The following is a 23,696-nucleotide window of genomic DNA, read 5'->3' as shown; positions in this document are numbered from 1 at the left end:
GTGAACTGGAGCTGAATGATGTTTGGCGGCGCGTACGAGTTGAGTATAGACAGTAAAGGGCGACTAGCCATTCCGGCTAAATTTCGCGATTTGCTGGCGCGTCATTTCACTCCGGTTCTGGTGGCTACACTGGAAAAGCGCACACATTTGCTGTTGTATCCTGAGTCATCATGGCGCAGTGTGGAAGCGCAGTTATTGCAGCTGCCTGTGGCGGGTAACAGGGTATTGCAGGCTTATCAGAATTTGCTGTTGCATAATGCGGATACGATGGAGCTGGATAGTGCCGGCAGGGTATTGTTGCCGGCGCATTTGCGCCGTTTGGTGAATTTTGAACGTGAGGTTTATGTGGTGGGTCGTGCCAATCGCATTGAGGTATGGGGTAGGGCTCTGTGGGAAGAACAGAATAATGCCGCACTGGATATGGATGAAGACATGCTGGCAGCAGAGTTGGGCAAGACTCAACTGCAATTATGAGTGAACTGATGAGTAATGGCGGCCATGTAACTGTTCTTTTGAATGAGGCAGTTGCTGGTTTACAGGTGCAGCCCGCTGGGGTGTATGTTGATGGAACTTTTGGCCGTGGCGGTCATTCGCGCCTGATTCTGTCGCAGCTGGGCGTTGATGGCCGGCTGGTTGTTTTTGATAAGGATCCGCAGGCGATAGCTGTGGCGAAGCAACTGGCACAGCAAGATGGGCGGGTGCTGGTAGTGCACGAGGGTTTTTGTGCACTGACTCGCTCATTGGCGCAGCTGGGTATCAGGCAGATAAATGGTGCGTTGTTCGATCTGGGTATTTCATCCCCGCAGATTGATGAGGCTGGCCGTGGTTTCAGTTTTCGCTTTGATGCGCCACTGGATATGCGTATGGATACTACGCGTGGACAGTCGGCAGCCCAATGGTTGGCAGTTGCTGAAGAGCAGGCTATACATGAGGTGATTAGAAATTATGGTGAAGAGCGGTTTAGTCGCCAGATTGCACGCGCAATCGTGGAACAGCGGGAAGAAATGCCGATTACCACAACCGGCCAGCTGGCGCGCCTCGTGGCGCAAGTCGTCCGTACTCGTGAGCGCGGCCAGGATCCGGCCACACGTACCTTCCAGGCCATTCGTATCTTTATTAACGGTGAACTGGAAGAAATAACGGCTGTGCTGCCACAGGCGATGGATTGTTTGGTGGCTGGTGGCAGGCTGGCAGTGATTTCGTTTCATTCGCTTGAGGATCGTATTGTTAAACGTTTTATGCAGCAATACAGTCGGCCGGCGCCTTTACCGCGCTGGGCTGTAGTTAAGGAGGCTGATCGTGAGCAGCCGCCGCTGCGTTTGATAGGCAAGGCGCAAAAGCCCACTTCGGCTGAGATTGAAGCCAATCCGCGTGCTCGTTCAGCAGTATTGCGTGTGGCAGAACGCTGTTGTTAGATAAAAATTTATGGTTGGTTGATTATGAATAAAATCAACATTATTTTGCTTTTGTTGGTGCTGGCTTCAGCTTTTGCTGTGGTAACAGTACAGGATCGTTCGCGCCAGTTTTTTATTGCATTGGATAAGGCGCAAAAAGGAGAAAATCTTCTGAATGAGGATTTCAGTCGTTTAAAGTTAGCGCAGGCAAGGTTATCTAATCATCAGTTGATTCTGGATGCTTCAGCACGGCAGGGTTTGCATTCGCCAGCACTGGCCGAAACGCAGATGCTGGCTGCACCGCAGACAGTTAAATGATGATATGCGCGGGCAGAGAATAATGGAATGCTGCTTTTGGGCAGTTATATCCGGCAGTGGAACAAACTACTATGTTAATTAAAAACGATTATAAGCCGCGTATGCTCCCCTGTGAGGTGAAACAGGCTAAGCCTGTGACAAGCAACGGGCGAATTGTGTTGGTGCTGGGTACGCTGGCTATGGCATTTGCTATGTTAATCGGACGTGGTATTTATTTGCAGACTGAAAAGCATGAATTTCTGAAAGAGCAGGGTGATCAGCGCTTTGTTCGTACTCTGCCTCTGGTGGCTACCCGTGGCACGATTACTGACCGTAATGGGGCTGCTCTGGCTATCAGTGCACCAGCAGATTCTTTATATGCAGTGCCTTCGGCTATGGAGCAGATGCCCGCTGATTCTGAGCTGCAACAGTTGTCTGCTTTGATTGATGTACCGGTGTCTACGATTAAAAGCCGTCTCAGTCGCAATAAGGATTTTATTTATCTGAAACGGCAATTGTCGCCAGAGATTGCAGAAAAGGTGGCTGCGCTGAATATTAAAGGTTTGGCCTTTCAACATGAAAGTAAACGTCATTACCCGATGGGATCGGTTTTTTCTCATATTATTGGTTTTACCAATATTGATGGTAAGGGGCAGGAGGGGCTGGAACTGTCGCGTGAAAGTATACTGCATGGGGTTGACGGAGCTAAGGTTGTACTGCGCGATAATAAAGGTAATATTGTTGATAGTCTGGATTCACCGCGTAATCAGGCACCGAAGAATGGTGCCGATATGGTGCTGTCAATAGATCAGCGTATTCAGTCTATTGCCTATGAATCTTTAAATAAGGCAATGCAGTATCACACTGCTTCGGCTGGTTCGGTAGTTGTGCTGGATGGTAAAACCGGTGAGATTCTCGCACTGGTTAATTCACCGGGTTATGATCCTAATAATCCGGGTGCGGCTGAAAGCGATGCACGGCGTAACCGTGCTGTTACTGATATGATTGAGCCGGGTAGTGCAATGAAGCCGTTTACTATTGCTAAGGGGCTGGATAGCGGCAAAATCAGGCCGGGCACGGGTTTCAATACTATGCCGTATAAAATCGGGCCGGCTACGGTGCGGGATACGCATAATTATCCTTATCTGGATGTGCGTGGCATTATTCAGAAGTCGTCTAATGTGGGAACAAGTAAGATTTCTGCGATGTTTACGCCGGAAGAAATGTACAATTTGTATACTTCTATTGGTTTTGGCCACCGGATGCATTCGGGTTTTCCGGGGGAAACACCGGGGGTGGTGCGTGACTGGCATAACTGGCGCCCGATTGAGCAGGCTACTATGTCTTTTGGTTATGGTATTCAGATGAGTTTACTACAGCTGGCGCGGGCATATACTATTTTCACCAATGATGGGGAGTTATTGCCGGTGAGCTTTCTTAAGCTGGACAAGGTACCACAAGGTGAACGCATTATTCAGTCCAAAACAGCGCGGGAAGTGCGCCATATGATGATTGCTGTTACTCAGCCTGGTGGTACTGGTTTGCAGGGTGCTATAGATGGGTATGATGTTGCAGCTAAAACTGGTACGGCAAGAATGCTGGTAAACGGGCGTTATTCTGATTCTAAGCATATGGCTACATTTATTGGTTTTGCACCGGCGGATAATCCGCGTGTGATTGTGGCTGTCAATATTCAGAATCCTACTACTAATGGTTATTATGGTGGTCCGGTTTCTGGCCCGGTATTTCATGATGTTATGGCGGGTACGCTGAATGTACTGGGTGTCTCGCCTACAAAGCCGGTAAAGACTGGTTTGCATTCTGAAAGGCATTAATCTTCTGACAATCTGTGCTTGCACAGATTGTCTGTCTGTTTGTATCTGATAGAAATGTTCGAAACGGCTGTGTTATGTTTTCCCTGAAAAATCCTTTAGCAGAATATCATTTAAGTGCTCAAACTCGTGCACTGGTTGCGGGTCGTACTCTTCGGGTTGACAGCAGACAGGTACAGCCGGGCGATGTATTTGTGGCCTGTCAGGGTGAATACGCTGATGGACGCGATTTTATTCAGGCTGCTATTGATAAGGGTGCTGTATTTGTATTCTGGGATGATGATGGTCGGTTCAGGTGGCAGGCTAGCTGGAAGGTAGCAAATGAGGCTGTAGTGGATTTGCGTCAGCGTGCCGGATTGGTGGCTGCTGCCTGTTATGACTATCCGGGCAGGGATCTATCCATCTGGGGTGTAACTGGAACCAATGGTAAAACTTCGGTGTCACAATGGCTGGCACAGGCTGCTGATATTCTTGGGAAAAAATGTGCCATTATGGGTACGGTAGGCAATGGCTACTGGCAACAGTTACATGACAGTGTTAATACGACTATGGATGCGGTTGCCAATCAGACATGGCTGCGCCGGTTTGTGCAAGAGGATGCGACAGCTGTGGCCATGGAGGTGTCTAGTCATGGCTTGGATCAAAGTCGTGTGGTTGGTGTGCCTTTTGCCAGTGCGGTATTTACTAATCTGACCCGTGATCATTTGGATTATCATCATAGTATGCGGAACTATGGGGCATGTAAAGCTTCATTGTTTTACTGGTCTGGCCTGCAACATGCTGTTATTAATATCGATGATGAATTTGGCTATGAGTTGTGGCAGGATTTGCGCCGTGCTCGTTCACATTTAACTATATTGGCTTATGGCTTTCATGCACAGGCCGATATTCATATATATCAGTTTCAGGCCTCTGCCAATGGTATGCAGATACATTTACGTACACCGTGGGGTGAAGGTGTTGTGCATACGCGTTTGCTCGGGCGCTTCAATGCTCAGAATCTGGCTGCCTGTGTTGGTGTATTGTGTGCCAATGGCTTTGCTTTTGATGATGTGCTTGCTGTCTGGCCGCAGATTCATCCGGCTACCGGACGTATGGATTGTCTGATGGGGGATAAACAGCCATTGGTGGTTGTTGATTATGCCCACACGCCAGATGCGCTGGAAAAGGCGTTGGCTACTTTACAGGAAATCAAACCAGCCGGTGCACATTTGTGGTGTGTTTTTGGTTGTGGCGGGGATCGTGATGCGGGTAAGCGACCATTAATGGGGGCAGCAGCTGATGCCGGAGCCGATTGTGTGGTGGTAACTAGTGATAATCCACGTACGGAGAATCCGCAGGCAATTATTGCTGATATTTTACCGGCAATTAAGGCGCCGGTGCTGGTTGAGGCAGACCGTGGCAGTGCGATTCACTATGCTGTGCAACATGCAGCAATTGGTGACATTGTGCTGATTGCGGGTAAAGGTCATGAAACCTATCAGGATATCGGTGGTCAAAAGCAGCATTTTTCTGATTTTGAAGTGGCTCAGGCTGCTTTGCGTCAACGCACCTGATGTCTATGTAACTGTTGGTAGAACATGCTCAATTTAGATCTGGATTTTATTTATCAAGCTTTTGGACAGGTGTTGTCTGTCGCTAATCAGCAGGTAACGCGGGTGGTTATTGACAGCCGTCAGATTCAGCCGGGCGATGTGTTTGTCGCGATTCAGGGTGAACGCTTTGATGGTCATGATTTCATTGATGAGGTATTGGCTCAAGGTGCTCGGTTATGTATTGTCAGTCGGGATGACTGTCAAAATAAGGCGCATTGTCTGGTAGTAGCAGATACTGAGAAGGCATTAGGGCAGCTGGCTCACGCTTGGCGAATGGCGGTTAATCCGGCATTGCAGGTTTTTGGTATTACTGGTTCGGCCGGTAAAACCACTGTAAAGGAAATGCTGGCGGCTATTTTGCGTCATTATGCCGGCAACGAAGCTGTTCTGGCCACTACAGGCAATTTCAATAATCATATTGGTTTGCCATTAACGTTGTTGCAGCTACAGCCACAACACCGCTATGCGGTAATTGAAATGGGTATGAATCATGCCGGTGAACTGGGTTATTTAACCAGTCTGGCCTGTCCGGACTATGCGCTGGTTAATAATGCTTTGCGTGCTCATATCGGCTGTGGTTTTGCAGATGTGGCTGATATTGCCCGTGCTAAAAGTGAAATTTATGAGGGTTTGGGTGCGGATGGAATTGGCTTTGTTCCTGCTGATGATAGTCAGTCTGCTATTTGCATTGCTGCTTTACGTGATAAGCGTTATATCTGTTTTGGTACGGAGCAGGGTGATGTACATGCTGAAAATATTGTCTTGCAGCCTTTAGGTATCTGTTTTGATTTGCATAGCCCGCAAGGGGTAATTAATTTACAGGTGCCGGTGCCGGGATTGCATATGGTGCACAATGCTGTGGCTGCCTGTGCACTGGCGCTGGCAGCCGGTTTGCCTTTGACGGCTTTGCGCGGACTCAATGAGTTTGAAAATGCTAAGGGTCGATTGCAACAGAAACGCGGTGTTCATGGTGCTCTTGTGATTGATGATACTTATAATGCCAATCCGGATGCGTTCAAGGCTGCTATTGATGTTCTGGCTGCATTTGCGGCGCCAAGGATTATTGTTATGGGTGCTATTGGTGAACTGGGCAGTAATGCTCCTGCTTTACATGCTGAAGTCGGTGCTTATATCAGAAAGCGTGGCATAGAGGCTGCTTTTTTTATCGGTGACAATTGTCAGTATGCGGCAGAAGCTTATGGCGTTGCAGAAGCGTTTTATCAGGACAGAAGCAGGCTGATTGACGATTTACGTGCATGGGATCAGCAGACGGCTACTATTCTGGTGAAAGGTTCGCGTTTTATGCATATGGAAGATGTGGTACAGGCATTGACGCAAGAATAAGCTGTAGATAGTTATCGTCAAGCTGGATTGAACAACTTAGAATACCGTTTTGTGCGGTTCAGGCTGCCTTGAATGACTGTTTTCATTCGGGCAGCAGTGATTATCAGATTAACCGTCATGGCTTTGTCCGTGGCAAGGGAAAACAACCATGCTGTTGTGGTTAGCAGAACTTTTTCATTACTGGATAAATGGTTTTCATTTATTTCAATATACTACTTTTCGTGCTGTGATGGCGGCACTCACTTCTATGGGCTTGAGTCTGGCATTCGGGCCATGGATGATTCGTAAATTAACCCAGCTCAAGGTGGGGCAGGCCGTACGCGATGATGGTCCTAAAACTCATCTGATCAAAACGGGTACGCCGACTATGGGCGGTACGCTGATTTTAATGGCCATTACTGTAACAACTTTATTATGGGGCAATTTGGCTAATCCTTATATCTGGGTACTTTTGCTGGTGATGCTGAGTACTGGTGCTTTGGGCTTTTATGATGACTGGAAAAAAGTAGTCTATAAGGATCCGCACGGTGTTTCGGCTAAATTTAAAATGGTATGGCAGTCCGCGGTGGCGCTGATTGCCGGTCTGGTGCTGTTTTATGCTGCACACTTAAGCTCAACAACTACTTTTATTGTGCCATTTTTCAAGGAAATTACTTATCCGCTGGGTGGTATTGGCTTTGTGGTTCTGACTTATTTTGTGATTGTTGGTACTTCTAATGCAGTCAATCTGACTGATGGTTTGGATGGACTGGCTGCTTTTCCAATAGTGTTGGTGGCTGCCGGTTTATCTATTTTCGCCTATGTTAGCGGCCATGCTGAATTTGCCCATTATTTGCAGCTGCCGCATGTGCCCGGTGCCAATGAAGTGATGATTTTCTGTGCTGCCGTTTGTGGTTCCTGTCTGGGATTTCTATGGTTTAACGCCTATCCGGCGCAAGTATTTATGGGCGATGTCGGTGCGTTGGCACTGGGTGCAGCACTGGGTACAATTGCGGTGATTGTGCGTCAGGAAATTGTGCTGGTGATTATGGGTGGCTTATTTGTGGTTGAAGCTTTGTCTGTCATGTTACAGGTAGGGTCATACAAGTTACGGCGCAAGCGTATTTTTTTGATGGCGCCGATTCACCATCATTTTGAGCAGAAAGGCTGGAAAGAAACGCAAGTTGTTGTACGTTTCTGGATTATTACTATGATTCTGGTATTGGTAGGATTGTCTTCGCTGAAAATTCGTTAGTGGTAACAGGAATATAATAGATAGTATCTTGATTGATATTGTAATTGAAAATGAGTCTAGGACTGAGCCATGATTGACTGGCGTAATAAAAAGGTTTTGGTTGCAGGGCTGGGACGTACAGGCGTTTCAATGCTGGCATTTTTGACACAGGCGGGTGCTGATGTGGCCGCTTATGATGCTCAGCCAGACGAAAAGACACGACAGTCAGTCTCAGGATGCTATCAGGTTGATATTCATACAGGTGAATTGGCTGCTGTGCTCGGGCAGTATCAGTATGATGTTCTGGCCTTAAGTCCCGGAATCAGTCAGCGTGATGAAGCTATCGTTACTTTTAAACGTGCCGGCGGTGTGGTGCTGGGTGATGTGGCGATTCTTGCTGATTTGCTTACTGATAGTGATAGTAAAATTATTGCTATTACTGGTTCTAATGGTAAAACTACTACTACTAGTCTGGTGGGTTTTCTGTGCGCACAGTGTGGGCTGGATACGGTAGTGGCTGGCAATATCGGTACGCCGGTACTTGAAGCCTATATGGAGCGTGCTGGTAAGGCTGCCGATGTCTGGGTGCTGGAGTTATCTAGCTTTCAGCTGGAAACCACGCCCTGTCTGAATGCGTCTGCTGCTACGGTACTGAATGTGTCAGAAGATCATCTGGATCGTTATGATGATTTGCTGGATTATGCCCATAGTAAGGATCGGGTTTTCCGTGGTCAGGCCATTCAGGTATTAAATGCTGATGATGTATTCTGTCGTGCGATGCTGCGACATGATCGTCCGGTGAAGTGGTTTTCTTTACAACAGGTTACTGATTTCTGGCTTAATAAAGGTGTGTTATGTGCGGGTAATGAGCCATTACTGGATTATGATGTATTGTCTTTACAGGGTACGCATAATGCAGCCAATGTATTGGCTGCATTCGCCTTATGCGAAGCTATTGGTTTACCACGGTTGCAATTACTCCAGCATGTACATGCATTTAAGGGTTTGCCGCATCGGGTAGAAAAAGTGGCTGAAGTCAATGGTGTGGTATTTATTGATGATTCCAAGGGGACAAATGTTGGTGCTACGTGTGCCGCTTTGCAGGGGCTGGATAAGCCGATTGTATTGATTGCAGGCGGACAGGGAAAAGGACAGGATTTTACTCCTTTACGGCTTGCATTGCGCGATAAGGCACGTGCTGTTTTGCTGATTGGGGTGGATGCTCATCAACTGGGCACTACTCTGGCAGAGACTACTTATCCAGTAGAATATTGTGATGATTTGCCTCAGGCCACTAAACGAGCTTTTGCGTTGGCGCACCCGGGAGATATTGTTCTGCTGAGCCCTGCCTGTGCCAGTTATGATATGTTTAAGGGTTATGTACACCGCAGTGAAGTATTTATTGCCAGTGTTCAACAGTTGCAGGACGGCGCAGTATGATTACTGAATCACGTCTGCTGGATCGTAATTTGCTGCGGCGCGGCGATACTTTTGACCAGTCACTGCTGTGGATGGTGGTGTTGATGGCGAGTTTTAGCCTGATTATGGTGTACTCGGCTTCAATTGCCTATGCACAGCATGATGGTGGCAGTAGCTATTTTTATCTGATTCGTCAGGCTGTTTTTCTATTGAGTGGGGGTGTCTTCGGCTGTATAGCGGCTCGTATTCCTTTGCGTACTTGGAAAAAATTAACTCCACTGGTGTTGCTATTCAGTATTATGCTGCTGATTGTGGTGCTGGTAATGGGGCGGGAAATTAATGGTGCCAAACGCTGGATTAATATGGGAATGATCAATATTCAGCCCACAGAGGTTTTCAAACTGGCCATTATTTTATATTTATCGAGTTTTTTTACTCGGCGCGCTGAGATACTGAAAGAATTCAAAAAGGTTTGGTTTGCCGGTATTCCAATAGGGCTTGGGCTGGGGTTGATTATGCTGGAACCGGATTTTGGTTCGTTTGTAGTTGTTTCTGTTATTGCTATTGGTTTGCTGTTTTTGGCCGGTTTGCCGTTTCGTTGGTTTATGGCTGTAGTAGGATTTGGTTTACTGGCCATGATTATGTTGGTTTTGTTCGAACCTTACCGTATGGCTCGTATTGCCGGTTTTCTTGATCCATGGGCAGACCCGCTAGGGAAAGGCTATCAGCTGACGCATTCGTTAATGGCAATCGGGCGTGGTGGCTGGTTTGGTGTAGGATTAGGCGCCAGTCTGGAAAAACGTTTTTATTTACCTGAGGCGCATACGGATTTTATTCTGGCGGTTATCGGGGAAGAATTTGGCTTTGTGGGTATTCTGGTATTAATGTTCTGTTACATTTGGCTGATGATTCGTGCTTTTTCTATTGGTAAACAGGCGCGTGATCTGGAACTGTTTTATGGTTCTTTCGTGGCAAAAGGCATTGGTATTTGGATTGGTATACAAAGTTTTTTTAATATTGGTGTGAATATTGGCCTTTTGCCGACTAAGGGCCTTACTCTGCCTTTGTTGTCTTATGGTGGTTCGGCCGTCATGATTGTTTTAATTTGTGTGGGTTTGCTGTTACGGGTTGATTATGAGAATCGGCGCGTCATGCGTGGGTTTAAAGTTTAAATAATCACAGAATATTTTTGGCTTGGCGAAAAAACAATGAGTGTAAAAACCTTTATGGTCATGGCAGGCGGAACAGGCGGGCATATTTTTCCAGCGCTCGCTGTTGCTCAGGCATTGCAGGCGCAGGGGCATCGTATTGTCTGGCTGGGTAGTGCTGGTGCGATGGAAACACGTCTGGTACCACAGTACGACATACCGCTGGAAACGCTGGCCATAAAAGGTATTCGTGGTAATGGGCTGAAACGTAAGTTGCTATTACCGTTTACGCTGCTAAGGACTATTACAGCAGCACGGCAGATCATTCGCAAACATGGTGTAGACGCGGTAATTGGTTTTGGTGGTTTTGTTACTTTCCCGGGGGGGATAGCAGCCAAGTTATGTGGTTTGCCACTGCTTGTGCATGAACAGAATGCTATTGCCGGTTTATCCAATAAGATGCTGTCGCATTTTGCTAATCAGGTAATGTATGCATTCCCACAGGTATTTGCTAATAAGAACGGGCTGGTTGGTAATCCGGTACGGGCTGATATCGCTGCATTGCCACCGCCACAACAACGCTTTGCCGGCAGGCAGGGTGTGTTGAATATTCTGGTGGTTGGTGGCAGTCTGGGTGCGGATGTTTTGAATCAGGTTATACCGCAGGCAGTGGCTTTATTGCCAGTATCACAGCGTCCGCGGCTGATGCATCAGTCTGGACGCAATAAGCTGGCACAATTGCAGCATAATTATGCTGAGTGTGGCGTCAATGCTGAATGTGTTGAATTTATCACGGATATGGTTTCTGCCTATCGTGATGCTGATTTGGTGATTTGCCGTGCCGGAGCTTTGACTATTGCCGAGTTAACAGCGGCCGGAGTAGGGGCAATTCTGGTACCTTATCCCCATGCTGTTGATGATCATCAAACTGCTAATGCGCAGTTTATGGTTAAGGATGGTGCTGCTGTGTTATTGCCGCAAAGTGGTTTGAATGCGCAGGCGTTAATGACTGTACTGAAAGATTTATCGCGCGAACGATGTTTGCAGATGGCGGCTAAGGCACGTGCACTGGCACAGCCAGATAGTGCAGCTAAGGTGGCAGCGGCAGCCGTGGCTAGTATCCATTAAATTATGATTGAGTCGGCTTGCAGGATGTTTGGCCGAGTATCCAGCCGGAAGTCTGGATTAGCAGGAAAAGTTATACAGTATGAAAGAAAATATGAAAGACCGTATCCGCCATATCCATTTTGTGGGTATTGGGGGTACTGGTATGTGTGGTATTGCTGAAGTTTTGCATAATGAGGGTTATCAGATCAGTGGTTCTGATTTGGCTGATAATGCAGCAACCCGGCATTTACAGGCAATCGGTGTACGTATCTGCTCTGGTCACCGTGCAGAAAATGTTACTGGGGCTGATGTTGTAGTTACTTCAACGGCTGTTAAAAAAGATAATCCGGAAGTTGTGGCTGCACTGGCACAGAAAATTCCAGTGATCCCGCGTGCTATGATGCTTGCAGAAGTCATGCGTTTTGGCCGTGGCATTGCGATTGCCGGTACGCACGGGAAAACCACTACTACCAGTTTGACGGCTTCTGTGCTGGCGGCTGCCGGACTGGATCCGACTTTTGTAATCGGTGGCCGGTTAACTGCTGCCGGCACAAATGCCAAGCTGGGCAAAGGTGAATATATTGTTGCTGAAGCAGATGAATCGGATGCGTCATTTCTCTATTTAACGCCTTTATTTACAGTAGTTACCAATATCGATACCGATCACATGGATACTTATGACCACGATGTAGAAAAGCTGCATCAGGCGTTTGTGGATTTTGTGCATCGGATGCCGTTTTATGGCAAGGCTTTTCTGTGCATTGACAGTGAACATGTGCGCCAGATATTACCGCAGATCCAGAAACCTTTTGTGACTTATGGACTTGATGACAGTGCTGATTTGTATGCAACTAATATTGTTGCTTGTGGTGCGCAGATGCATTTTGATGTGTATACCCGCAAAAAGGGCATTGAACCGTTTAATGTAACGGTTAATATGCCGGGACAGCACAATGTGCTCAATGCACTGGCAGTGATTGGTGTGGCGCTGGAAATTGGCGTGCCGGTGCCGGCTATTCAGCTTGGATTGGCAAGTTTTGCTGGTGTAGGACGCCGCTTTCAGCAATGCGGTGATATTTCATTGCCGGAAGGAGGCAAGGCATTGCTGATTGATGACTATGGTCATCATCCGGTAGAGATGTCTGCAACCATAGCAGCAGCACGTGGTGCTTATCCTGAGCGTCGTCTGGTGGTTGCATTCCAACCTCATCGCTATACACGTACACGAGACCTTTTTGAGGATTTTGTGCAGGTATTAAGTAAAGCTGATGGTGTAGTATTAACTGAGGTATATGCTGCTGGTGAAGATCCGATTGTGGCGGCAGACAGTAAAGCATTAATGCGCGCAATTAGAGTATTGGGTAAAGTTGAACCGATTTATGTGGCAAACGTAGATGAAATGGCGTCTACTTTATTAAATGTGTTGCAAGATGGTGATGTTTTGCTCAATATGGGTGCCGGCAGTATTAATAAGGTACCGGCTATGCTTACGGGTATTGCCGCGGTATAGTGCGGACAGCCTATTTTTATCTAGGCTGAAGACGCAAAAAGAAAAACAGGATTAATTACAATAATGAATGATTTTGGTAAAGTCGCTGTGCTGATGGGTGGCTTCTCCAGTGAACGCGAGGTTTCACTGGCAAGTGGAGCGGCAATTCTGACAGCATTGCAAAGTCGCGGTATCGATGCGCAGGCTTTCGATCCATCTGAGCGCCCACTATCTGAGCTGGTCAGTTCTGGGTTTACCCGAGCCTTTAATATCCTGCATGGTTCTTATGGTGAAGATGGAATAGTACAGGGTGCGCTCGAAGCTTTAGGTATTCCTTATACTGGCTGTGGCGTGGCGGCCAGTGCTTTGGGTATGGACAAGTTTCGTAGCCGTCTGGTCTGGCAAGGTGTTGGTTTGCCTTGTGTACCGTTTATCGTATTGCGGGATGACAGTGATTTTGCGGCAGTAGAAAAAGAACTGGGTTTGCCATTGTTTGTCAAACCAGCGGCAGAGGGTAGTAGTGTTGGTGTGATTAAAATCAGACAGACTGGTGAACTGGCACAGGTTTATCAGCAGCTGAAACAGTATCACGGTGAAATTCTGGCTGAGCGGGCAATTGAAGGTGGTGAATATACCTGCGGGATTCTTGGTGAGCAGGTTTTACCGAGTATTCGTATTGTACCGGCAACAGAATTTTATGATTATGAAGCTAAATATCACCGCGATGATACTAAATATTTATGCCCAGCCGATCTGACCGCGCCAGATGAACAGTATATGCGTGATTTAACAGCCCGTGCCTTTAAAGCACTGGGCGGACGTGGCTGGGGGCGGGTAGATTTCTTGCGTGATGTTGATGGCACTATCTATATTCTGGAAGTAAATACTGTGCCCGGTATGACTGCGCACAGTCTGGTGCCCAAAGCTGCTCGTGAAATTGGCTTGAGTTTTGAAGATTTGTGTGTTGAAATTTTAAGTCATGCGACTTTGGGATAATGCGCAAGCCTTAAAACGGCTTTATCGCTGGTTATATGTGTGTGTATTATTCTGCCTGCTGGCAGCAGGTGGAACATGGGTGGTACATTCACCTTATTTTCCGGTGCGACAGATTCAGGTTTTACAACCGCTGAAGCATTTGCAGTCAACTGAAATTGAAAAAATCAGCCGTCAGTATTTGCGGGGTAATATTTTTACGGTGAATGTAAATGCTGCGCAGGCGGAGCTGGCTAAGCTGCCATGGGTTGCCAAGGTTCAGGTAAAACGAATATGGCCGGATACGGTGCAATTGGATATTAAAGAGCGGGTACCGGTAGCGCGCTGGAATACACAGCAACTGGTCGATATGGACGGGCGGATATTTAATGCAGCAGCTCAGGTACAGTTGCCTTTGCTTGTTGGAACCACCGGTTCTGCTCGCTATATGACTGTACATTTGTTAACATTTGAAAATCTATTGCAACCGACCGGTCTGCATGTTCAAGAATTGCAATTAAGTGACCGTTCTGCTTGGCAGCTGATATTAACTAACGGTATTACCCTGCGACTTGGACGGGAAAAAGTAGAGCAGCGTCTGGCTAGCTTTGTTTGGGCGTGGCAGCAGGTTTTGCAGAATCAGGCCAGTAATATTGATTATGTGGATTTGCGTTATCCGGATGGTTTTGCGCTAAGGTACAAAAATAGAACTGTTTCAGAACCAGCTGGTGTTAATATAACAGATGCTGCAGCAGCAATGGATCAGCATGGAGCATAACTGGACTGATACGGACCGACCGATTGATTATTTGAATTTAAAGTGATGACCATGGTTAAAGGTAAAAAATACATCAGTGCATTGGATATCGGCACGTCAAAAGTAATCGCCCTTATTGGTGAAGTACAGGACGACAGCGAAATTCACATTGTTGGTTTGGGACAGGCACCATCGCGTGGCTTGAAAGCTGGTATGGTGACTAATATCGAAACCACGGCACAGGCAATCAAACAGGCTATGGAAGAAGCGCAGATGATGGCCGATGTACCGGTAGACTGTATTACAACTGGTATTGCTGGTAATCATATTCGCAGTTTCAATTCACAGGGTGTGGTGAAAATCAAGGATGGTGAAGTCAGTCAAGCTGATATAGACCGTGCAATTGAAACGGCTAAGGCTGTGAATATTCCGCCTGATCATGATATTCTGCACACGGTGGTGCAGGAATTTATCATTGATAATCAGCCTGGGGTGCGAGAACCAATTGGTATGAGTGGTGTGCGTTTGGATACGCGTATCCACATTATCACTGGTGCAGTAACTGCCATGCAGAACATCCAGAAATGTGTCAATCGTTGCGGTTTGCAAATCAGTAAAATGATTTTACAGCCTCTGGCCAGTGGTCAGGCTGTGTTGACTGAAGATGAAAAAGACCTTGGTGTGTGTGTGATTGACATTGGTGGTGGTACAACAGATATTGCCGTGTATACCAATGGTGCTATCCGGCATACCGCCGTTATTCCGGTGGCCGGTGATTTAATTACTAAAGATTTGGCTCAGGCGTTACGTACACCGCATAGTGCTGCCGAATACATCAAAATCAATCACGGTGTGGCACTGGCTACCATGGATGGTCTGGATGATATGATTGAGGTGCCCAGCGTGGGCGACCGTAATCCGCGCCAAATTTCCCGTCGCACACTGGCCAGTGTGATTGGTCCGCGTGTGGAAGAAATTCTGGAATTGACATTAAATGAATTGCGTCGTTCTGGTTTCCCGGAAGACGTTTTGACTTCCGGTGTGGTTCTAACCGGAGGCGCATCACTATTGCCCGGTATGGTGGAACTGGCTGAGGACGTATTTAATTTGCCGGCACGTATAGGCGTACCGCAGGAAATGGGTGGTGTATCAGAACGGATCCGCAATCCTCGTTATGCCACTGCAATTGGTCTGTTGCAGGCCGCCTACGAAGATGAAAATAAAACAAATATGCCAGTAGCTGCTGCTACCGAGCCGAAAGAGTCATGGATTGGGAAATTACAAGCTTGGTTCAAGAACAATTTTTAACTTAACTCAAATATTAAATGACAGAATTTTTGCGCATTGTGTATAAATGTCTATATAATGATAGTTATACAAAGGTCGATGACGTTTATGCACAGGTTTGTCAGGAGACATGAATGCAATTGGTATATGATGTTGTAGAGACAGTGGTTGGATCTGCTGTTATTAAAGTAATTGGTATTGGTGGCGGTGGCTGTAATGCGATTAACAATATGGTTGATAATGCGGTTGCTGGTATTGAATTTATCAGTGCCAATACTGACGCACAGTCTTTACAAAACAGTAAGGCCTCAAAACGTATTCAGCTGGGTAATAATTTGACCCGTGGTCTCGGCGCTGGTGCGGATCCGGAAATTGGCCGTAATGCCGCGATGGAAGATCGTGAGTCACTGTCGGATGCCATTCGTGGCGCTAATATGCTATTTATCACTACAGGTATGGGTGGTGGTACCGGTACGGGTGCTGCGCCAGTAGTGGCAGAGTTGGCCAAGGAAATGGGTATTCTGACTGTTGCTGTAGTCACCCGTCCTTTTGAATATGAAGGTAAACGTATTCAGGTGGCTAATAACGGGATTGAAATTCTGAAAAATACCGTTGATTCTCTGATTGTTATTCCAAATGACAAGCTGATGTCAGCACTGGGCGAAGACGTGAGTATGCGCGAAGCTTTCCGTGCGGCAGATAATGTATTGCGCAATGCAGTAGCGGGCATCGCCGAAGTCATCACTAATCCGGGTATTATCAATCTGGATTTTGCCGATGTGAAAAACGTGATGAGCATCATGGGCATGGCAATGATGGGTTCAGGTAGTGCACATGGTGTTGACCGTGCTCGTATTGCAACCGAACAGGCTATTGCTAGTCCTCTGCTGGACGATGTGACTTTAGATGGCGCACAAGGTGTACTGGTTAACATTACTACTGCTCCGGGTTGCCTGAAAATGTCTGAATACAAGGAAGTTATGTGCATGATCGATGAGTATGCGCATGATGATGCAGCCTTGAAATACGGCACATCTGAAGATCCAAGTATGGAAGAGGGCGAAATCCGGGTAACCATTATTGCTACTGGTTTACAGGAGCAGAAAGTTTTACATCATCAGCAGTCAAGCAATCTACGTGTATTGCAAACTGTACAGTCTACTGGTACAGACGATGTCTATCCGGATATTGGTAGCGTAGTGCGCTCTGGTCGCAGTGCGCGAAGCATGAATCTGGCTGCTGCAGATTTTTCTAATCAGTCTGTGCTGGATGATTTTGAAATTCCGGCGGTCATCCGTCGACAGGCTGATTAATATTTCAGCAATATCAGAGCTGTCCAGAATAAATTCTGGACAGCTTTTTTCATTGTTTGAATATAAATAGTATTTATTCAGGAAATATACTGTTAAAACAGAAATTGTATTTAACGCCGGAAATTTGTGTCTCTTGTACAAATATACGACAAGTTGTGCGGCAGAATCTGGATAGCAATGAATATTGCCAATCGGTTTAATGTATCAATATCTATTTTTGTGCTGCTGAAGCCATTACCTTGTAAGCAAACCAGAATCTGACAATTTTGGGTATAAGACAGAAATCCTTTACAATACATAGCCTGAGTAATCTGTTTCAGATAAAAATTTAGTGAAGTCAGAATGATATGAGTGAAGTAATCCAACAGCCAGACCGCGGTGACGATTATCTGTTATTGGGACAGTACGCTGAACGTGCTTATCTTGCCTATGCTATGAGTGTGGTAAAAGGGCGAGCTTTGCCTGATGTCGCGGATGGCCAAAAACCAGTACAACGACGCATTTTGTATGCGATGAAAGATATGGGACTGGTACATGGAGCCAAGCCAGTGAAATCAGCACGTGTGGTGGGTGAGATTCTGGGTAAATACCACCCGCATGGTGATGCATCTGCTTATGATGCTATGGTGCGGATGGCTCAGGACTTTACTTTGCGCTACCCTCTGATTGATGGGATTGGTAATTTTGGCTCCCGCGATGGTGACAGTGCTGCGGCAATGCGCTATACCGAAGCACGATTAACTCCGATTGCTGAATTACTGTTGTCAGAAATCGACATGGGTACAGTGGATTTTATTCCCAATTATGATGGTGCCTTTGTTGAACCTACAGTACTGCCGGCGCGGTTACCAATGATATTACTCAATGGTGCTTCTGGTATTGCAGTAGGAATGGCAACTGAAATTCCTTCTCATAATTTGCGTGAAGTCAGTGCTGCTGCTGTGGCACTATTGAAACAGCCAGAATTGGATACAATGGCATTAATGCAATATTTGCCTGGCCCTGACTTTGCCGGTGGTGGACAGATTATTACGGCGCCGGAAGATATTCAGGCAATATATGCACAAGGTAAGGGCAGTATTCGGGTGCGTGCACGTTATGAAATTGAAAGACTGGCACGCGGACACTGGCGTGCTATAGTTACCGAATTGCCGCCAGGTACATCTGCGCAAAAAATTCTGGCAGAAATAGAAGAACAGACTAATCCAAGACCCAAGGCTGGTAAAAAAAATCTGACGCAGGAGCAGCAAAATACGCGTACTCTGATGCTACCACTATTGGAAAAGGTACGTGATGAGTCAGACGGGCAGGATCCTGTGCGCTTAGTGTTTGAGCCTAAATCCAGTCGTCTGAAACCAGAAGAGTTTATGAATACCTTGCTGGCACAAACTAGCCTCGAAGGTAATGTGCCGGTTAATCTGGTTATGATGGGGCAGAATAATAAGCCGGCACAAAAAAATTTATCTCAGATTTTGCGCGAATGGCTAGATTTTCGTATCCTGACTGTAACCCGACGTTTGCAATACCGATTGGAGCAGGTGGAAAAACGCATTCATATATTGCAAGGCAGGCAGACGGTTTTCTTGCACATTGATGAAGTTATTCGTGTTATCCGTGAATCAGATGAACCAAAACATGAACTGATGTCTAGGTTTGGCTTAAGCGAAATACAGGCAGATGATATTCTGGAAATACGTTTGCGCCAGTTGGCCAGACTGGAATGGCTTAAGCTGGCAACTGAACTGAACAAATTGCAACAAGAGCGGGAACAGTTAACTACCTTATTAGAGGATGAAAAAGCTAAAAAACGTCTGATTATTAAGGAAATTGAGGCTGATACCAAAATTTATGGGGATGAGCGTCGCACGCTAATTCAACCTGCTGAACGAGCTACACTTACTAAGAAAACGGCTGATGAGCCGGTAACGTTGATATTGTCCCAGAAAGGCTGGCTGAAAACACGGGTTGGGCATAATCTGGATTTGAGTCAGACTACTTTCAAAGAAGGCGATGGCCTGTTGCAGGCTGTAGAAGGACGTACGGTATGGCCGGTTATATTACTTGACTCACATGGGCGTGCCTATAGTGTGGATGCGGCTAGCATTCCCGGCGGACGCGGTGATGGTGTACCGGCTAGCTCACTGATTGAACTGGATAAAGGCGCAAGAATAGTGGCTATGCTCAGTGCCTTACCTGATCAGCATTATGTGCTTGCCAACAGTGGTGGATATGGTTTTGTGGTTGCCTTCAAGGATTTGGTTAGCCGTACTAAAAACGGTAAGGTAGTAATGACTGTTAATGGCGATGAAACATTGTTGCCACCACAGCCAGTTAAGGCTGATAGTCTGGCTGTGACCAGTAACACTCAGCTTATTGCCGTTTCTAGTGCCAATCGTCTGCTGGCTTTCCCGCTGCATGAACTGAAGATTATGACCAAAGGTCGTGGCCTGCAGATTATGAGTTTGCCGACAGATGAGAATCTACATTATCTTGTTCTATCGGATAGCACAGAATTTATGCTGGAAACACAGGGTAAACGTGGCGGACGTCATCAGGAGGTATTACGCGTGCAGGATATCAGTAACAAACGTGGACATAAAGGCAAAGAATTAAGTGTTACGGGTAATATTGTTGCTGTACATGGTGATTTAAATAACTGAAATTAAGCCGGTATGAAAAATCGTATAAATAGCTGGCCGCAGTATCTGGACAGGCTTTCAGCCTTGCTCAATATTGCCCGCATGAGTCTGCTGTTTTCGATTATGACGTTTTACGTACTGACTCGGAGCATGGACGAGCCGGATCTGACCGGGCCTATATTCAATACAATTGAACTTTATAGCTGGGCGATACTGTATGGATTTCTGATATTGTTTTCTATGCTGGTACCGCGCTGGCAGAATCAGACGGATGCGTTACCGAATGTTAATGCGGCTGTAGACATTACCATGATTGCTTGGCTGATGAGCATGGGTGGGGGTGTGGATAGTGGTTTCGGTATTTTGCTGCTGCCATTTGTTGGTTCAGCTTGTCTGTTTAGCCGTGGTCGCTATCCGATGATTTATGCAGGCTATGTCACCTTACTGATCGTTATCATCGCCGGTTTGCAGATAAGTCACAGTGGTTTTGAAAATATCGGTATGCGGGTTTGTACTATAGCCATTATGCTGATAGCTGCTGCTTATTTCGTGGCCGGGTTGACCTCCTATGCCGCTACTTCACTGGTGCGTTCGCAAAGCTTGCAATATCAGCAATCGCAAATGCTGGATAGTTACCGTCATTTACTTGATCGTGCTTTCAATTATGTACAGGAAGGTGTGGTTGTACTGGATGAGAGTGGTCTGGTGTGGTTAGTTAATCGTAAGGCACAAAGTTATTTTCCGATATTGATGACAGATACACGCACAACAATATTCAGCCGGATAATGCACCATTGGCATACGGAACAGAAAGATATTTTTGAGATGAACTGTACGCTGAATGGTTGGCCGATGCGAGTGCATGCACGACTATTACAGGAGGCCAATATCCCTCTATTGATGCTGTCAATGCGCTCTCGTACCGAAATTGATCAGGAAGCTATGGCAATCAAACTTGCGTCATTAGGACAGTTAACGGCCAATCTGGCGCATGAAATCCGTAACCCGATGTCGGCTGTACGTCAGGCTAATGAGTTATTACAGGAAGAAGAGCACGATTTGGCACGGCTTAGACTGTTTCAAATTGTGGATAAGAATATCAGTCGTATTGATAAAATGCTTGAAGATATCAGTATGCTGAATAAGCGAGATAAAAAAAATAAGCAGGCAATTGATTTGCGCGTTTTCTGGTCTGCATTTATGCAGGAGTTTTTGTTGATTAAGCCGCAGGCAGCAAATTGTATTCAGCTGGAAATCGATATTGATCATTTAATTGTCTGGTGCGATTCAGTACATCTGCAACAGATTTTATGGAATCTGATGAATAATGCATGGCGCCATAGCTTGCAAAATAAGCAGGCAATTCGTGTAATTATCCATAGACAGGCGCAGCAGAAAATTTCGATTACAGTAATAGATAATGGTGCCGGAGTGAGTGCTGAAAACCAGCTACACTTGTTTGAACCATTTTTTACCACTGAAGCCAGCGGGACGGGGCTGGGGCTGTATGTCGCACGTGAACTTGCTCAGGCCAATCATGGCCAGTTAAGCTATTGCCCGCAGTTGAATGGATTTGAACTGACGTTGCCAAGGATGGTTGATGAATAATCAAATAGATTTAAAGAAGCCGGTACTGGTGATAGATGATGAAGCCGATATTCGTGATTTGATGGAATTAACCCTGATTAAAATGGGTTTATCTGTACAAACAGCTGCAGGTGTGGCTGAAGCTAAAAAGGCTTTACGTAACCATACTTTTTCACTGGTGCTCACAGATATGCGGATGCCGGATGGATCCGGTCTGGAGATTGTTGATTATATTACTGCCCATAATCTGGATATTCCGATTGCTGTGATTACAGCTTACGGCAATGCCGTACAGGCTGTAGAGGCGCTGAAAAATGGTGCTTTCGACTATCTGCAAAAACCAATTACCTTAGCACAACTGCGTACTCTGGTTAAGTCTGTGCTAACCATTAATAATACAGTGGAAATCGAACCAATCAGCAAACAAGCATCAGCACCAAAACAATCTGATAAAAAAATGAAAAATGAACCAACTTCTGACAAAGCCAGCGAAACACCTGTATGTGAGCGCTTACTGGGTAGTTCACCGCTAATCGCAGAAGTGCGACAACTTATTGGTAAACTGGCCAAAAGTAATGTACCGGTATATATCGCAGGGGAATCGGGTAGTGGTAAAGAACAGGCAGCACGCAGTATTCATGAGCTATCGGCACGCAGAGATAAAGCGTTTGTCGCTGTAAATTGCGGAGCCATACCAGAAGCACTGATGGAGAGTGAATTTTTTGGTTATAAAAAAGGCAGCTTTACAGGTGCTGATGCCGATCGGGCAGGTTTTTTCCAACATGCGGATGGCGGGACATTATTTCTGGATGAAGTAGCAGATTTGCCATTATCAATGCAGGTTAAACTGTTGCGCGCCATTCAGGAACGTGCTGTACGCCGGATTGGTGAGATGGAAGAAAAACAGGTTGATGTGCGTATTATCTGTGCAACACATAAAGATCTGAATACTTTGGTTGAGTCGGGACAATTTCGTCAGGATTTGTTTTACCGTCTGAATGTGGTATCCATTACCATGCCACCTTTGCGTGAGTTACGTGATGATTTGCCGCAATTGATTCAGGTTTTGTTGCAACGAATTTTGCACGGTGAAACCATGACTTTAACTGTCGCTGCTGAAAAAGCCTTATTGCAATACAGCTACCCGGGCAATTTCCGGGAATTGGAAAATATTTTGGAACGAGCGATTGCTTTATCCAAAAATCAGGTTATAGAGGTTGATGATCTACAGATTCATAGTCACCAACTGGAGGCACAGCATACGGCGTTTTCCGACAGTAGCAGCAACTTATCGTCAGATAGTCATGCATCGCCTCAGGATTTTCAGTTTGGACACACTCAGATACAGGATTATCTGGACGATATAGAACGACACATCTTGCAGCAGGCATTGGTACAAACCCGCTACAACCGCACACAGGCGGCCAAATTACTGGGTATCAGCTTTCGATCGATGCGTTACCGGATGGAACGATTGGGTATTGTCTGATGATGCAACCACTGGTTTTAACTGGTCAGGTAGTAGACATAACGAATCTGCCTATTCACTTAAAGAATTTGTTCACTGTTGAAAAGCTACATTATCAGCCGCAGCCACCTGCGCAAGGGTTGTATTTACTTTACGAAGAAAGTGGTCTTGCTCTGGCTAAAGCAGGGTATAAGGGAGTAGTGCGTGTGGATTTTGTACAGGGTACGGCTCGGCACCGGCGTCTGTTTGGTGGGGGTGAATTACTGTCACGCGCAGTTCAGGCTAAAAATCAGCCACTTGTATGGGATGCTACCGGAGGCTTAGGCCGTGATGCGTTTGTAATGGCATCATTGGGTTTAGATGTGGTGGTGTTTGAACACAATCCCTATGTTCATGCCTTGTTGGCAGATGGTTTGCAGCGTGCACGGGCAGATGAGCAGACTGCACCGATAGCACAGCGGATTAATCTGCATTATGGCAGTATTAATTTGTTGGAACCAACGCAAAAACAGATACCCTTACCAGATGTGGTGTATCTGGATCCAATGTACCCACAAAAGCAGAAATCAGCAGCGGTAAAAAAAGAAATGGCGTATTTTCATGAATTACTGGGTACTGCTGATGCGCATAATGATCAGGCTCTACTGCTGGCCGCACAAAAGTTTGCCCGAAAGCGGGTTGTGGTAAAACGGCCGGCTAATGGTGTGGTTTTGGCAGAAAAAACACCAGCGTTTCAATATTTAGGCAAAACTACGCGATTTGACGGGTATATGCCTTTATAATTTAAGTAAGAAAAGTTTTTATTGATCAGGATTATTTAGCAAACAATATATTT

19 protein-coding genes are annotated in these 23,696 nt (G+C 46.2%); all 19 read left to right on the top strand.

The genetic code is table 11. The features are described 5' to 3' along the window. The first annotated feature begins 18 nt into the window (after positions 1 to 18). The 19 genes from mraZ (at position 19) to MJ761_RS00975 (ending at position 23,643) form a co-directional block, all read left to right on the top strand. Entirely contained in the window at positions 19 to 474 is a 456-nt protein-coding gene (gene mraZ, locus MJ761_RS01065; protein WP_037404983.1) for a division/cell wall cluster transcriptional repressor MraZ, read from the top strand. Beyond that, the gene (gene rsmH / locus MJ761_RS01060; RefSeq protein ID WP_093091197.1) at positions 471 to 1,415 is read left to right on the top strand and encodes a 16S rRNA (cytosine(1402)-N(4))-methyltransferase RsmH; all 945 of its coding nucleotides are present in this window, start codon (positions 471 to 473) and stop codon (positions 1,413 to 1,415) included. Before mraZ ends, rsmH begins: the two co-directional genes overlap by 4 nt. A 24-nt stretch (positions 1,416 to 1,439) precedes the next feature. Then, complete coding sequence (gene ftsL / locus MJ761_RS01055) at positions 1,440 to 1,712, top strand: cell division protein FtsL (protein ID WP_093091195.1); 273 nt, start codon at positions 1,440 to 1,442, stop codon at positions 1,710 to 1,712. A gap of 71 nt (positions 1,713 to 1,783) precedes the next feature. After that, positions 1,784 to 3,526, top strand: coding sequence for a peptidoglycan D,D-transpeptidase FtsI family protein (locus MJ761_RS01050; RefSeq protein WP_093091193.1), 1,743 nt, complete (start codon positions 1,784 to 1,786; stop codon positions 3,524 to 3,526). 74 nt (positions 3,527 to 3,600) lie between these two features. After that, the gene (locus tag MJ761_RS01045; RefSeq protein ID WP_093091191.1) at positions 3,601 to 5,079 is read left to right on the top strand and encodes a UDP-N-acetylmuramoyl-L-alanyl-D-glutamate--2,6-diaminopimelate ligase; all 1,479 of its coding nucleotides are present in this window, start codon (positions 3,601 to 3,603) and stop codon (positions 5,077 to 5,079) included. Positions 5,080 to 5,103: 24 nt separating this feature from the next. Next, complete coding sequence (locus MJ761_RS01040) at positions 5,104 to 6,462, top strand: UDP-N-acetylmuramoyl-tripeptide--D-alanyl-D-alanine ligase (RefSeq protein ID WP_093091189.1); 1,359 nt, start codon at positions 5,104 to 5,106, stop codon at positions 6,460 to 6,462. Positions 6,463 to 6,610: 148 nt separating this feature from the next. Beyond that, positions 6,611 to 7,696, top strand: a complete 1,086-nt coding sequence (gene mraY, locus MJ761_RS01035) for a phospho-N-acetylmuramoyl-pentapeptide-transferase (protein ID WP_093091187.1) — start codon at positions 6,611 to 6,613, stop codon at positions 7,694 to 7,696. A 72-nt stretch (positions 7,697 to 7,768) separates the two neighbouring features. Continuing rightward, on the top strand, positions 7,769 to 9,115 hold the full coding sequence (gene murD, locus MJ761_RS01030; protein ID WP_093091352.1) for a UDP-N-acetylmuramoyl-L-alanine--D-glutamate ligase: 1,347 nt from the start codon (positions 7,769 to 7,771) through the stop codon (positions 9,113 to 9,115). Further along, a complete protein-coding gene (ftsW, locus tag MJ761_RS01025) occupies positions 9,112 to 10,266 on the top strand; it encodes a putative lipid II flippase FtsW (protein ID WP_093091185.1) in 1,155 nt (384 codons plus the stop codon). Before murD ends, ftsW begins: the two co-directional genes overlap by 4 nt. A 36-nt stretch (positions 10,267 to 10,302) precedes the next feature. Continuing rightward, complete coding sequence (gene murG / locus MJ761_RS01020; RefSeq protein WP_093091183.1) at positions 10,303 to 11,370, top strand: undecaprenyldiphospho-muramoylpentapeptide beta-N-acetylglucosaminyltransferase; 1,068 nt, start codon at positions 10,303 to 10,305, stop codon at positions 11,368 to 11,370. Between the two features lie 79 nt (positions 11,371 to 11,449). Then, positions 11,450 to 12,859: a UDP-N-acetylmuramate--L-alanine ligase gene (murC, locus tag MJ761_RS01015; RefSeq protein ID WP_239392832.1), complete on the top strand. Its 1,410-nt coding sequence runs from the start codon at positions 11,450 to 11,452 to the stop codon at positions 12,857 to 12,859. Positions 12,860 to 12,922: 63 nt separating this feature from the next. Then, entirely contained in the window at positions 12,923 to 13,834 is a 912-nt protein-coding gene (locus MJ761_RS01010; protein WP_093091181.1) for a D-alanine--D-alanine ligase, read from the top strand. Beyond that, positions 13,818 to 14,588 (top strand): cell division protein FtsQ/DivIB, encoded by a 771-nt coding sequence (locus MJ761_RS01005; protein ID WP_093091179.1) that lies wholly within the window; start codon positions 13,818 to 13,820, stop codon positions 14,586 to 14,588. Before MJ761_RS01010 ends, MJ761_RS01005 begins: the two co-directional genes overlap by 17 nt. Before the next feature lie 51 nt (positions 14,589 to 14,639). After that, positions 14,640 to 15,875 carry a cell division protein FtsA gene (ftsA, locus tag MJ761_RS01000; RefSeq protein WP_093091348.1) on the top strand — a complete coding sequence of 412 codons (1,236 nt, stop codon included), beginning with the start codon at positions 14,640 to 14,642 and terminating at the stop codon, positions 15,873 to 15,875. Between the two features lie 113 nt (positions 15,876 to 15,988). Further along, entirely contained in the window at positions 15,989 to 17,167 is a 1,179-nt protein-coding gene (gene ftsZ / locus MJ761_RS00995) for a cell division protein FtsZ (protein WP_093091177.1), read from the top strand. Positions 17,168 to 17,514: 347 nt separating this feature from the next. After that, on the top strand, positions 17,515 to 19,827 hold the full coding sequence (gene parC, locus MJ761_RS00990; RefSeq protein ID WP_093091175.1) for a DNA topoisomerase IV subunit A: 2,313 nt from the start codon (positions 17,515 to 17,517) through the stop codon (positions 19,825 to 19,827). Between the two features lie 12 nt (positions 19,828 to 19,839). Further along, complete coding sequence (locus MJ761_RS00985; RefSeq protein WP_093091173.1) at positions 19,840 to 21,414, top strand: two-component system sensor histidine kinase NtrB; 1,575 nt, start codon at positions 19,840 to 19,842, stop codon at positions 21,412 to 21,414. After that, a complete protein-coding gene (locus tag MJ761_RS00980) occupies positions 21,407 to 22,882 on the top strand; it encodes a sigma-54-dependent transcriptional regulator (RefSeq protein ID WP_093091171.1) in 1,476 nt (491 codons plus the stop codon). Before MJ761_RS00985 ends, MJ761_RS00980 begins: the two co-directional genes overlap by 8 nt. Continuing rightward, entirely contained in the window at positions 22,882 to 23,643 is a 762-nt protein-coding gene (locus tag MJ761_RS00975; protein ID WP_239392831.1) for a class I SAM-dependent methyltransferase, read from the top strand. Before MJ761_RS00980 ends, MJ761_RS00975 begins: the two co-directional genes overlap by 1 nt. Positions 23,644 to 23,696: the final 53 nt, after the last annotated feature.

Origin of the sequence: Snodgrassella communis, assembly GCF_914768045.1 — a bacterium.
Classification (GTDB): domain Bacteria; phylum Pseudomonadota; class Gammaproteobacteria; order Burkholderiales; family Neisseriaceae; genus Snodgrassella; species Snodgrassella communis.
This window is presented reverse-complemented; position numbering and strand designations above follow the sequence as displayed.